Genomic DNA, 12910 nt, shown 5'->3' with positions numbered 1-12910 from the left:
GGCAATGGCGATGGGCGACGATATCCGGCGCGCAGTCGAACTGCTGCGCCAGGGCGAGCTGGTCGCCCTGCCGACCGAGACGGTCTATGGCCTCGGCGCCGACGCGCTGAACCCCGATGCAGCGGCGCGGATCTTCGCCGCCAAGGGCCGTCCGGCCGACCATCCGCTGATCGTCCATCTGCCCGACGCGGAACAGCTCACCACCTGGGCGCGCGACATTCCGAAGGAAGCCATCGCGCTGGCCCGCGCCTTCTGGCCCGGCCCGCTGACCCTGATCCTGAAGAAGGAAGAGGGCGTGCCCGACGTGGTCACCGGCGGACAGGACACCGTCGGCCTGCGCGTGCCCAATCATCCGGTGGCGCTGGAATTGCTGCGCGCCTTCGGCTCCGGCATCGCAGCGCCGTCAGCCAACCGTTTCGGACGGATCAGCCCGACCACCGCCGAGCACGTTCGCCAGGAACTGGGCGATCGCGTCGCACTGATCCTCGACGGCGGACCCTGTGAGGTCGGCCTGGAATCCACGATCCTCGACCTGTCGCGGGACGTGCCGGTGATCCTGCGTCCGGGCGCCATCGGCGTGGACGACATCGCCCGCGTCATCGGTCGCCGTCCGCGGCTGCGCGGCGAGGAAGCTCAGCCCGATGCCGCGCCCCGCGTTTCTGGCGCTTTGGCTGCCCACTACGCGCCGCGGACGCCGCTGGAACTGGTGCCGGCCGAGAATATTCCCGCTCGCCTGCAGACCGGCGATGCCGTGCTGGCCCGCCGGCCTGCGCCGGCTGATCTGCCCGTGGACGTGATCTGGATCGCCGCGCCTGCCGACCCGACCGGTTACGGCCATGATCTGTATGCGGCGCTGCGCAGCCTCGACGAGTCCCCGGCGGTACGCATCCTGGTCGAAGCCTTGCCGGATGCGCCCGAATGGGCCGCGGTGGCCGATCGCCTAGGGCGTGCGGCAGTGGGTTCGGGCGAAGACGACGAAACCTGAACGTACGGGAAGTATTTGCATCTGCACCCAAGTTCGCTATAATGCGCGCTTCGCGTGGGCCGATAGCTCAGCTGGGAGAGCGCCGCGTTCGCAATGCGGAGGTCGTGAGTTCGATCCTCATTCGGTCCACCAGAACACTGTCTCACGAAATCTCGTGACACCTCAAAAGCCGCTCAGCTACTAGCTCAGCGGCTTTTTCTTTGTCTCGCCTTGTCTCATGTTGCCCCCTAGCATCTCGGGGCAACTGGGGGCAACATTGAGGGCAACTCAGCACAGCGTGAAGGAGTTGCCCCCAATGCCGCTCACAGACATCAAGATTAAGCAGGCCAAGCCCAAGGAAAAGCCTTATAAAATTTCGGACGAGAAGGGGCTTTACCTCGAAGTTGCACCCAGTGGGGGCAAGTGGTGGCGACTCAAGTACCGCATTGAAGGCAAGGAAAAGCGGTTTTCGCTGGGCGTGTACCCGGACGTGAGTCTCGCCCTGGCGCGTGAGCGCAGGGATGATGCCCGCAAACTTATCGCAAACGGTGTTGACCCTAGTTCGCACCGGAAGGCCACGAAGGAGGCGCGAGCTGAGTCGAGTGCGAACAGCTTCGAGGTAGTCGCGCGCGAGTGGTTCGACAGGTGGAAGACGACCAAGTCAGAAAAGCATTCTGACAAAGTTATTCGTCGCCTTGAACGTGATGTCTTTCCATGGCTTGGGCCACGGCCGATGGGGGACATCAAGCCGCCAGAGCTGCTGACCGTCTTGCGCCGCATCGAAGCCCGAGCGGTCGAAACCGCACATCGAGCTAAGCAGAACTGTAGCCAGGTCTTTCGCTATGCGGTGGCTACGGGCCGGGCCGAGCGGGATTTCACCGTCGACTTGAAAGATGCGCTGACACCCTGGAAGCCGGAGCACTTCCCGAGTATTACGGAGCCCGAGCAGATTGCTCCGCTCCTGCGGGATATGTACGGTTACCGAGGCAGTTTTGAGGTCCAGTGCGCGCTGAAGATAGCGCCCCATGTCTTCCTTCGCCCTGGCGAGCTTCGCCTCGCCGAGTGGCGCGAGTTCGACCTCGGGGCGGCGAGGTGGGAGATTCCTGCTGAGCGAATGAAGATGAAGTTGCCCCACATCGTTCCGCTGTCCCGGCAGGTTCTCGAAATCCTAGAAGAACTGCGACCGCTAACGGGGGAGGGGGTGTATGTCTTCAAGGGGCAGCGACCTGGCAAGCCGCTATCGGATGGGACCATCAACAAAGCGCTTCGTACTCTCGGATATTCCACCAAAGACGACATCACTGCCCATGGTTTCCGGGCTATGGCCCGCACGGTGCTGGATGAAGTGCTGGGGTATCGCGTCGAATGGATTGAGCATCAGCTTGCGCACGCAGTGCGAGACGCCAACGGGCGGGCGTACAACCGCACGGCCCACCTTGATGGACGTCGCCAGATGATGCAAGCGTGGTCGGACTATCTCGATAAACTTCGGGCGCCGCCGGAAGAGATTGATTGAAAATAACTATCTTACTGAGATTTATTATTTAAATATATCATCGAAAATCGTCTCGATACGGAGCTTCTCGTCTCTATACCTTAGACCGCAACTCAAGAATGGTCTTAGTGATGACGTATGAACTCCCTAATCTTCTCCAGGAAACTGCTTTTCTGAGAGAAAAGCAACTGGTCGGTGACGCCAAGAAGAACGCAGCCGGTCTTCTCCCGTTTTCCCGCGCAACGCTTTGGCGGCGCGTGAAGGACGGTACGTTCCCGCAGCCTGTCAAACTCTCCGAGCGAACCACAGCCTGGCCGACCACCGAGGTGCGCAAGTGGATGGCCGACCCGGTCGGCTATCGCGCCGCGCATGTGCACTGAGCGGGAGTATCAGATGCCCCTCCGCTCACTGGACCTGACTTGGGCGCTGACAGCCCAACTGCCACCCCTCGATTTCGTTCTACCAGGCTTGCTACCGGGCACCTTCGGCCTTGTCGTTGCGCCTGGCGCGACAGGCAAATCACAACTCGCCTTGGACGTCGCTGCCTCCCTGGCCCTCGGGCGCCCGGTGGCCGGCGGGCTTTTCCCAGCCTGCCAGCCTGGAAGAGTGGTCTTCCTGGCTGGTGAGGAATCCGACCGCCTACTTGCTGAGCGCATCCGCAGTCTGCTTCGACTGGACGAGCAGGGCGACCCCAGCCTTTACGACAATCTCGTGCTCCTGCCAATGGCCGGCGAGTCCTGCACTCTGCTTGACGGCGGCCGACCGACCGCGCTCTACGACGAGCTGCGGGCGGTGGCGCAAGGGGCGCGCCTCATCATCATCGACCCACTGCGCCGGATGCACGGTGGCGACGAGAACAACAGCTCGGATATGACCCGATTCGTCGTCGCCATGGAGCAGCTTGCCAAGGCGACGGGAGCGGCCGTGGTCGGTCTGCACCACGCCAACCGGGCATCTGCCGCGGATACGTCCTCGCAGAACGCAGCGCGTGGCTCTAGCGCCTTGGTCGATGGCGCCCGGTGGCAGCTCAATCTCTCGAGGCTGGACGAGAAGACCGCCGACCAGCACATGATTTCCGAAGCCGAGCGCCCGCAGTACGTCGCCCTCGATTTCGCCAAAACGAACTACCTGTCGCCTCGCCCCCGCTGCTGGCTCAAGCGCGGACCCGGCGGCCGGTTCTCACTCGTGCAACTGCCGATGACCGCGCCCAAGAGCAGGGCAGTCGGCGGGGCACGCCTACTTTCCACCTAACCAGGAGAGCCCCGGCCTGCGCAAGAGGACAACCATCGGGGATTTTGCAGCACAAGGACATATTTGAAGTAACGCACTGCCGGGGCGCAAGCCCCGATGGATACATCCACAATCTTTCAAACCCGGCTTCCACGCCGGCCCTACTGTTCCGACGACCTTTCCCATGGTCTGGTCATCCGCCCGACTGCCACTGCACTGCAACACCGGCACCTTCAGCCGAACGCGCCGCTCGAAGCGGCCTGGCTGGTCTTTGACCTTGACTACTCCGGTGCAGCCTTCGCCTGGGAAAAGGCCAATCTGCCGCCGCCCACACTGACTGTCAGCAACCCGGAAAACGGCCATGCGCATTTGTTCTACGGCCTGACGACCCCGGTCGGGATGAGCGATGCCGCGCGAGACGCCCCAATCCGCTACGCAGCGGCCGTCCAGGCGGCCTTCCTCGTGAAGCTCTGCGCTGACCCTGGCTACGCGGGCCTCATCGCCAAGAACCCGTTTCACGATGCTTGGCGGGCGCTCTGGGTGCAGCACCTCTACGAGCTTGGGGAACTGGCCGAGTACGTCAATCTGCCCAAACACCGACCACAGCGTGAGGCGCTGGGACTTGGCCGCAACTGCACCTTGTTCGACGAACTGCGTGCCTGGGCCTATCAGTGGCTGCGCCAGTACAAGCGGAATGACGCGACCGCAGACCAGTGGCTTCGGGCCGTAATCGGCCAAGCTGAGCGGCTCAACGCCTTCCCTGTGCCGCTTGCCTTCAACGAGGTGAAGGCTGTCGCCAAGAGCATCGCCCGGTGGACCTGGCGGAACTTCAGCGACGCGGCCTTCTCCGCCGTCCAGTCTGCACGCGGCAAGCGCGGCGGCCGCCCCGCTACCACAACCGAACACGGCGAGCCTTGGGCGGAGCAAGGCATCAGTCGGGCGACATACTACCGCCGCCGGAAAAGCGGTCTGCTTGTGCCCGAGTAGATGAGCGAGTGAGACAAAAGCCATATCAGATAACAGCGCCCACCCGCCCAAAGCGGGGGGTGCGTTAACGCATTCGGACCCATAAAAAACAAGAGGGGGCCGGCGACGCGTCCCCCTTGCCTCACGGCTTGATTTTTACCGTGATGAGAAAATAACGTGCAGAGCGGTGCCGACCCAAGCCGCTCCCCATGCCCTTGATTATGAAAATGATATGTCCTCGAATCTGTATAGCGACGTTTTGAAAGACAAGAGGGTGTCGAGGTGAATTTTTTTCCAGCCCGTAGCAGCCAGGTCGCGGGTCAGCTTCGCTTGGAACACTGGCGTGCAGATGAAAACTACCTTCCCCCAGCGCACCTTCTCGCCCAACAGCATGGGGCCGGTTGAGCGAAAGGCGTCCTGCGCCACAGTACCCAGCCATTGCAACAAGCGCGCATAGTCCTTGGCATTCTTCCGCGACCGCTCGACCTCGACCCACCAGACTGCATTGGTGGCGCGAATCAACACATCGGGCTTCTTGCCTGTGATGCCTTGCTCGCCACCAAGCCAAAGCCCTTGGGCAATCTCCCGCTCCGTGGATACCCGGAAGCCGGCCACAATACCCCCGACTGCAATCTCGTTAGCTATGCATCTGTGGCGGAAATGCGCAGAACTGAAGTTGCGCACCATGTCCTTGCCCGTGACCGCCGCGATGCCGATTTGCTGGAGCGCGCGAGCACCCGCCTCGGCTAGCGCGTAAATCACGCTGCCGTCGGGCGCGCGGCTGCTCAGCACGAGCCGCTGGTCGCGCAGGCGCTTCAGCGTCCTCTGGGCCATTCGCAGGCCCGCGGCGGTCGACGCGGGTGGCTTCAGGTCCGGCTCGCCTGCTGGACTTCTTGCCCAGCGCAGCCAGACTAGCGCCGCGATGTCACGGGTACGCAGCCAGCCGAAGCGGTGCAAGGCTCGCAGCACCTTGATGTCGTTCTCCCGAGCAATTGCTCGTCCGTCTCTCTCTGTCACGAGTTATCTCCCTGTTGTGTAGATAACTCGTATAGCGACGTCCCCCCTGTTCGTGTGCCGCTGCGACAGGGGATGAACAGGGAAACGAACAGCCGCGCTGCGGCTGAGGTCCACCGCAGCCTTTCCGCTTTCTGGACGAAAGCCCGGCTGCTCGGGCTCCTGGACGTCGCCCGTGTCCCAAACAACGGGGGCGCCCCACACCTTCCACGGTCCGCTTCGCGCACCGTTCCAGGCGCGGGAAACCCGCTCAACCCTCGTCGCTGGACGCGCCGCGGGCTCCGGCCGGGCCTTCGGTCGTTGCTTTGCACGACTTGACCAGGTTTCCCGCGCCTGCGGCTTGGGGCGCCGGGGCTACGCCCCCCTCTGCGTCACCAGCACCCTTGGGGGCGCTTCGACCTCGGCGACGGTCTGCGACCTGCCGGGCCGTGCCTTGCGGCTCCCCCCGCCTTCCGGCGGTCCGCTGGGGGCGGACGCACCTCCAGGGGCGGCGGGCAGCAGTGCCCTGGCCCCACGCCATGTCCTTCGTTCCCGTCGTGGCTCCCCTGCGTCGCTCGGCTGTTGCCCAGCGACTGCGCGCCGATGGCTTGCCGCTGTCGTGGCACGGACTGTTGCCAGACCGTGCGAGTTGTCGCAGCGGAGGAGCCGCGACCACTGGTGTCGGCGCAGGGAACTCTCCTGCATCTGCTCCCTGATGGGCTACGGCTTCGGCTACGCCCTTGCAGTCTGGTCTGTTGGCTGGGGTGTTATGCCAAGGAAGCGAACTCAGACGAAGCGCGATGGAAAGCAAACGCTCTCCCAATGCCAAGACCGGAAAGGATGAAATCGGGGGCACGGACTTCCGTGCCCCCGGTAAGCTTATTCGTAGCAGGCCTCTTCGTAAGCCATCTTTAGGCATTCTTTGACAAACTCAGCGGGGTCAAAATCTTCTGGAAACCAGTCATCCTCTGCTTCCTCATTGAAGTTTACGGTGTGAATTTCAGATAATTCCGGCCGCCAAATAAGGTTCGCCGTGCGGGGGTCCGCATCAAAAAGGCGGTCGGCGCGGAAAATAACATCATCCACATCAATACCTATTGCATCCCTCAGGGAATGGTTAATCGCGTCAAAACCGATATAAGCATCCGAGCAAACAGTGTACGAGGTCATAATAAAATCCTTTTGGAAGGCTGCAGTTAGATGCGGCAGAAGTGTGTTGAGTTAGTTGGTGCAGCTGAATTCAACGACGAGAGCAGGCTCGCCATTCTGCCTCCTCTTCTGCTTCGATAGCCGCTTGACGAGCGCCCCTGGATTCACCGGTTGTGTTGTCCATAATCCAATCGTCCTCATACCAGCGGGGGCAGCCACCTCCATCCAGCGCAGCATTAAGCAAATCTCTCGGGCTCATCCAAGTGCCGTCATGGCCGATGAAGTACTCAACGAAACCATTTTCATACACGTTAACTGCACCAAACTTGCCATTCGTTGCATCAGCGGAGAGGTTGTTCGCTACACGCCGAATGGCCTCCTCCATGTTTTCTGCGGGCTCATCGTCGAGAGTTGGGTGTGCTAACTCACGTAGCACGATATCTCGCAGAACTTCCGTCGCATCGTTATCGGGCTCTCCACTCAGCAGTAACGTTATATCGCGGTAAGCTTTGGACACAGAATCCAGGTTGTCGTTATTCATACAAGTGCTCCTATTTATATTAAAAATACAGCTCCATATGCACGGCTTAATAAACCATGCTGTACATGCTGTGCATTTCGGAGTCAGTGCAATCAGAATATCAACCCGCCAAAAATCCTGAGCATCTATATTTGCTGGTTATTGGCCGCCATAAATAGACAATTCTCAGCTCTTGTGTAATGGCACGGACTGTTGCCAGACCGTGCGAGGTGTCGCGGCTTGGTTGCCGCGACAACCGGCCTCGGCGCATGAGATGAGCCTTCCGCCTCCCGAGTCCGACGCCCATCAACGGCGACCTTCACCCAGGCCGGCCAACCCGCAAGAGCCTGCGGCACGTGTGCGCTCCTTCGCCCGTTCCCTTGCGGGCTGCGGCCTCGGCAGCGCTCTTGCTGGCTGCCCCTCTGGCCTGGGTGCAGCAGTCGCAGGGCGACGAACTCAGGAAGTACAGCGGAAAGCAGCAACTACCCCTTACGCCCAGCCGGCAAGGCCAGTACGGGGGCTCGGAATCTTGGAACCCAGCAGGTTTGAAAGGAGCAACACCATGACCACTACCGACAGACTCGAATCCCTCTTCGGCAACGTGATTTACGCGTACACAAGGGCCGACGCGATAGCCGATGGCACGTTGGTCGACGTGACAGAAACGGCCCGTGAAGCAGGTTTTTGCCTTCCGGTAGCAATGACCGCCGCCGCGTGGGCGGATTGTGTGGAGTGGAGCGAGGCGGATAGCCAGCGCCAAACTCGCCAAGACGAAACCGGCAGGCTTTGGGACGTCGCGTGGATGGCCGCGATTACCGCGCGCAAAGCCCAGGGGAACCGCGTTCCCTTTCAGCTCTACCGGATTCCGCGCGGTGGGCGTGCCACTCGGCCCCGGCTAACGACGCTTCATATGCACATTGGCCCCGGCGATGCCGGCGAGCCGGTCGTCACCATCTTGCTACCGAACGAAGACTGATTTCCCTCCACCCCGCCGACAGTCGGCGGGTCACTCTTTACCCTGAAAGGAGAAGAACCATGTCCTGCAATCCCATCAACCCGGCCACCGGCCTTCCAATGACCGGCGATGACATCGGCGGTGTCGATGTAGGCGGCAACCCTTACGGCCACAGCAACCCCTGGTCGTCGTCGGACTTGGAAAATAATCTCTAAGTTACGATGAAAAAATGGGGTCGGCATTCCTATACGTACATGTAACCCTTTCATGTAACGGAGCAGATGATGACCGACCCCATTTCCACCCCCACCCTCGATACCCTCGGTGGTGACAAGCCCCTTGACGTCGCCGACGCTGCCCGCGGACTTGGCTTGAAACCCGTCCGCGCGTGGGTGCCTGACGAGAAAAAGAAAGCCAGCACGGCTGGTGCTGAGCGAGTTCGACGCTGCCGGGAGCAGGCGGAGCAACTGGGATTCAAACAATTGAGTATCACTGCCCCCATCGAACTGCACCCGATGCTGAAAACCTTGGCTGCCAGGACGAAGGCCGGCGAGCCGGCTGATGCCGTGCTTGCTGAACTCCTGCCAAAATCCAGTGTCGCTCATCCAGATACTGCAGAAGCGCAACTGGACGTGGCCCCCGAGTGGCTGGAAATGCTGCCCGCTTGGCGCCGCTGGCTGTTGCGCTGGCTGCTGCCGTCGGGTGTCGTCAAGCTTCACTAATGTCAGGCGCGGTCTTGGGCCGGAGGCTGACCGACCCAAGGCGAGCACCTCGTCATGTTGAATGAATGACCATTCAACATCAAGGCGCTATCATTTCAGATTGTTCGAATAACAAGCCACGGAACAGGGAGCCCCGGTGAACGACTCGTCAGCCCAGCGGTACGAACACAAACAAGAAGCGGTGCAACGCCCGGATGTGGGCGTACAGGACCAGTTCAGCATAAAGAGGCCGAATCGGGTCTACAGCTACGATTCCAGTCTCGACCCGGCGCTGTCCTGGGACGAGAACCGCGAACGTGAACTCGGCGAATGGCTGATTGGCCTGGTTGCCCGTTGCGCGGATGAAGGCGAGGCGGCCGTCTTCGCGGCTCCGCAGGTTTGGCAGGGCGGCGGGGTGCAGGTGCAGTCCCTCAAGGCTGCGGCCGGGCTGCTGCAAGCGCTTTCTAAGCCCTTCCTGAACTGGGCTGGAAAGGCGGAGCGGCATCAACTCAGCGTGCCGACCACGCCGCTGTTCGTCCATGAGAACCACTCGACGAAGGCCATTCTCGATGGCATCAAGAGCCGCAAGGCCAAGGGCACAACCCTCGACCTGTTCGGCGACCCGCAACTGGACGTCACCGACCGGCTTGATGCCTACGAGCATAAGGGGCCGTGGCGCAACCGCATGATTCTGGGTGACAGCTTGCAAGTCATGAACTCAATGCTGGAGTTCGAGGGCTTGGGAGGGCAGGTTCAAATGGTTTATTTCGACCCTCCTTACGGCGTAAAATTTGGGTCAAATTTTCAACCATTTGTTCGTAGGAAAGACGTAAAGCACGGCGTTGATGATGAGATGACTCGTGAGCCTGAGATGGTAAAAGCCTATCGGGACACATGGGAGTTGGGTCTGCACTCTTATCTCACTTATCTTCGCGACCGTTTGATTCTAGCGAAAGAGTTGTTGACTGAGAGCGGCAGCATATTTGTTCAGATTTCCGACACAAATTTGCATCATGTCAAAGAGCTGCTTGATGAGGTTTTTGGCTCGGACAACTTCTTTTCTCTTATCACTTTAAAGAAGTTGTCGCCCCTCGGAACCGGTGGGATGGCGAATGTTGCTGACTATATCCTCTGGTTTGCTAAAGATATTCAGAAAATAAAATTTCGACCTATTTTTGACAAGAAAGAAAAAGGTGCGGAATCTAGATATGACTGGGTGGAGCTCCCAAACGGTGAGCGTCGCAGGCTAACCAAAGACGAACTTGATAATATCGAATCTTTGCCAGAGGATTGGAAGCTTTTCTGCCCTCAGGGAATGCTTTCCTCTGGATTTACGCCCACCTGTACTTTTCCCTTTGAACTAAATGGGAAGGCTATATCTGCTCAGCGAAGAAGTTGGCGAACAAATAGAAATGGAATTGAGAGGTTAAAAGAGAAGAATCGACTAATTCAGATGGGGCAGTTGCCGTATTTTGTGGCGTACTATGATGACAACCCTCTGATGACGATGACAAATATTTGGACGGATGGAGGGTCGGCGAGTACTTCATATGAAAAAGTATATGTCGTTCAAACTTCTACGCGGCAGGTCCAAAAGTGCTTGTTAATGTGCACTGACCCCGGGGATTTAGTTTTTGACCCGACATGTGGTTCAGGCACTACAGCTTATGTCGCCGAACAATGGGGCAGACGTTGGATTACCTGTGACACTTCGCGGGTGCCTTTGGCCTTGGCTCGTCAGCGCATGTTGACTGCGACCTTCCCTTATTACGACCTAAAAGACTCTAAGCTCGGGCCGGCCGGCGGATTCGTCTATAAGCGCCAGCAGAACCGGAGAGGCGAAGAAGTAGGCGGGCTGGTACCCCACGTCACTCTGAAGTCCATCGCCAACGATGAGCAACCTGTGATGGAAGTCCTAGTAGACCGGCCGGAAAAAAGGAAGGACGTGGTGCGGGTAGCTGGGCCCTTCGTCGTTGAGGCGACTATCGCGCCAGCCCAGACGCTTGATGAAACCGGCGTGGACGACGAACCGGCAGATTACGATTCGGTTCAGGCCGTGCGTGAGGCCCAGGCCGTCTACAGTGATGCTGCAACCCACATCGAACGCATGACCCAGGTCTTGCGCCAGTCCAAGACCCTGCGTTTGCCCGGCAATCAGGAACTGGTGCTCGAGCAGGTTCGCCGCAACAGCGACGGCGACATCCTGCACGCGGAAGCGGCCGATGCGGAGGGTAAGCGCATCGCCATCGTCTTCGGCCCCGAATCCGGCGCGGTCTCGGCCGACATGGTGTTCGAGGCGGCGCGCGAAGCCCACTTCCTGCGCTACGACCATCTGTACTTCTTCGCTTTTGCCATCCAGGCCAAGGCGCGGGAGCTCATCGAGGAGCGCAACAAGGACGGCAACCCCAAGCTGCGCATCCACTGCACCTATGTCGCCGTTACCCCGGACGTGGCCATGAGCGACCTGCTCAAGACCACCCGAGCCTCCGAAATCTTCTCGGTGACCGGCTTGCCAGATGTGAGGCTGACCAAGCTCGCCGAGAGGAACGGCGCTGGCGAGGCGCTGTATCGCGTCGAGGTGAAAGGCCTAGACGTGTTCAACCCCGCCAACATGGAACAGGAGTCCATTGAGGGGGAGAACCTGCCGTGCTGGATGCTCGACACCGATTACGACCCCACGGGCTCCTTCCAGGCTACCCAGGTGTTCTTCCCCAAGACCAGCGCCTGGGACAACTTGCAGAAGTCCCTGAAAGCCAGCTTCGATGAATCCGTGTGGTCGCATCTAGCAGGCACTACCAGCGAGCCTTTTGTGTTGGGCGAGCGGCGGCGCATTGCAGTGAAGGTAATTGATGAGCGGGGCAATGAGCTTATGCGGGTGCTGGAGGTAAGCGCGTAATGCCAAATCCTATTGTTGTTCTTCGTATTGGCTACATGGACCGCTACGATGGCCCTGCTGATATTCATAGCGATGCGAAATTTATCAAGGACCATGCTACAGGTGCTGAGGTCTTGAATTTCAAATCTTACAACGGAACATATTACGGATACGGAACCACTCCCGATTCCGCGGGGCTTGACCTGTCGAAGATTCAAGGAAGTAAGAAAAAATGGGTTATCGGAGAAAGCCTTGAAAACGTGGATGTGGTTTTCGTTGCGCCGCATCCAAAAAAAGGTGTGGTAGTTGTCGGCTGGTACAGAAACTCGACCTTATTCCATAAGCGTTATTTTGAACGAAATGATGACTCTATTCCAGGCCTTGATACAGAGTCACTTCCCTATCTTGTGAAGGGGTGTGCTGAGTCGGTGACTTTGTTGCCTGAGAATGAGCGTGACTTTGAAATAAATTATGGGAGCAAAGGCTTTATGGGCACTGCGCACGTATGGTACCCATTGATGAATTTAAAGGAAGAGAGAGTTTCCGATTTCGTTGAAAAGCTGCGTCAGTACATGGACAACAGGAGTGCTGCAGGCTCAGCAGATTTAAATCTTGGCCCAGGTTTTTCAAGCCGTTCAAACTTCTCCGACCCTGAACACAATGCGAACGTTGAACGCGCTGCTGTGGCCGAGGTGTTGGCGTACTACAAGAATAAAAATCCGAAATCCAGTATCGAGTCCGTTGAAAGCGAGAATCTCGGTTGGGATTTAATCATCGACAAGGGGACGCGCGATGAATTGTATGTGGAGGTCAAAGGAATATCATGCTCTTCGGTAAGCTTCGAGCTAACACCGAATGAATATAAGAGGCTCCGTGAGCATCACGAAAAATATCGTATTTGCGTCGTTTGTTGTGCGCTATCGACACCGATTTTGTATGATTTTTTTCCTACATTTATTGGTGGAAATGTGCTCTTACGGTCGCAAAAGCCAGCACTGACTATCGCTCTGGATGAAAAAACAGCGGCTGTAGCTCGCCCCCTTCCTAACGACAGGAGTTGAT

13 protein-coding genes and 1 tRNA gene are annotated in these 12910 nt (G+C 58.9%); 11 read left to right on the top strand and 3 right to left on the bottom strand.

The window, feature by feature from the left end; genetic code table 11:
- The first annotated feature begins 4 nt into the window (after nt 1-4).
- From AC1PQG_RS17230 to AC1PQG_RS17205, 6 genes are all read left to right on the top strand, one after another.
- Nucleotides 5-985 carry an L-threonylcarbamoyladenylate synthase gene (locus tag AC1PQG_RS17230; RefSeq protein WP_481119041.1) on the top strand — a complete coding sequence of 327 codons (981 nt, stop codon included), beginning with the start codon at nt 5-7 and terminating at the stop codon, nt 983-985.
- 56 nt (nt 986-1041) lie between these two features.
- A tRNA-Ala gene (locus AC1PQG_RS17225) sits at nt 1042-1117 on the top strand.
- A gap of 163 nt (nt 1118-1280) precedes the next feature.
- Nucleotides 1281-2480, top strand: coding sequence for a tyrosine-type recombinase/integrase (locus AC1PQG_RS17220; RefSeq protein WP_481119040.1), 1200 nt, complete (start codon nt 1281-1283; stop codon nt 2478-2480).
- Nucleotides 2481-2590: 110 nt separating this feature from the next.
- A complete protein-coding gene (locus AC1PQG_RS17215; RefSeq protein ID WP_481119039.1) occupies nt 2591-2839 on the top strand; it encodes a helix-turn-helix transcriptional regulator in 249 nt (82 codons plus the stop codon).
- 13 nt (nt 2840-2852) lie between these two features.
- Nucleotides 2853-3710, top strand: a complete 858-nt coding sequence (locus tag AC1PQG_RS17210) for a helicase RepA family protein (protein ID WP_481119038.1) — start codon at nt 2853-2855, stop codon at nt 3708-3710.
- A 96-nt stretch (nt 3711-3806) separates the two neighbouring features.
- A complete protein-coding gene (locus tag AC1PQG_RS17205) occupies nt 3807-4676 on the top strand; it encodes a replication initiation protein (protein ID WP_481119037.1) in 870 nt (289 codons plus the stop codon).
- 198 nt (nt 4677-4874) lie between these two features.
- Here AC1PQG_RS17205 and AC1PQG_RS17200 read toward each other — a convergent pair whose 3' ends face one another.
- The 3 genes from AC1PQG_RS17200 to AC1PQG_RS17190 form a co-directional block, all read right to left on the bottom strand.
- Complete coding sequence (locus AC1PQG_RS17200; RefSeq protein ID WP_481119036.1) at nt 4875-5672, bottom strand: hypothetical protein; 798 nt, start codon at nt 5670-5672, stop codon at nt 4875-4877.
- An 855-nt stretch (nt 5673-6527) separates the two neighbouring features.
- Nucleotides 6528-6818, bottom strand: a complete 291-nt coding sequence (locus AC1PQG_RS17195; protein WP_481119035.1) for a hypothetical protein — start codon at nt 6816-6818, stop codon at nt 6528-6530.
- 70 nt (nt 6819-6888) lie between these two features.
- On the bottom strand, nt 6889-7338 hold the full coding sequence (locus AC1PQG_RS17190; protein WP_481119034.1) for a hypothetical protein: 450 nt from the start codon (nt 7336-7338) through the stop codon (nt 6889-6891).
- 541 nt (nt 7339-7879) lie between these two features.
- Between AC1PQG_RS17190 and AC1PQG_RS17185 the strand changes: the two genes are divergently transcribed.
- The 5 genes from AC1PQG_RS17185 (at nt 7880) to AC1PQG_RS17165 (ending at nt 12909) form a co-directional block, all read left to right on the top strand.
- On the top strand, nt 7880-8293 hold the full coding sequence (locus tag AC1PQG_RS17185; RefSeq protein WP_481119033.1) for a DUF6573 family protein: 414 nt from the start codon (nt 7880-7882) through the stop codon (nt 8291-8293).
- A gap of 59 nt (nt 8294-8352) precedes the next feature.
- Nucleotides 8353-8487 carry a hypothetical protein gene (locus AC1PQG_RS17180; RefSeq protein WP_481119032.1) on the top strand — a complete coding sequence of 45 codons (135 nt, stop codon included), beginning with the start codon at nt 8353-8355 and terminating at the stop codon, nt 8485-8487.
- 69 nt (nt 8488-8556) lie between these two features.
- Complete coding sequence (locus AC1PQG_RS17175) at nt 8557-8994, top strand: hypothetical protein (RefSeq protein ID WP_481119031.1); 438 nt, start codon at nt 8557-8559, stop codon at nt 8992-8994.
- Between the two features lie 136 nt (nt 8995-9130).
- Complete coding sequence (locus AC1PQG_RS17170) at nt 9131-11869, top strand: site-specific DNA-methyltransferase (RefSeq protein WP_481119030.1); 2739 nt, start codon at nt 9131-9133, stop codon at nt 11867-11869.
- Nucleotides 11869-12909, top strand: a complete 1041-nt coding sequence (locus AC1PQG_RS17165; protein WP_481119029.1) for a protein NO VEIN domain-containing protein — start codon at nt 11869-11871, stop codon at nt 12907-12909. The genes AC1PQG_RS17170 and AC1PQG_RS17165 overlap by 1 nt, the downstream gene beginning before the upstream one ends.
- Nucleotide 12910 lies beyond the last annotated feature (1 nt).

The sequence above is a fragment of the Zoogloea sp. GDB6 genome, from assembly GCF_056724105.1.
This window is presented reverse-complemented; position numbering and strand designations above follow the sequence as displayed.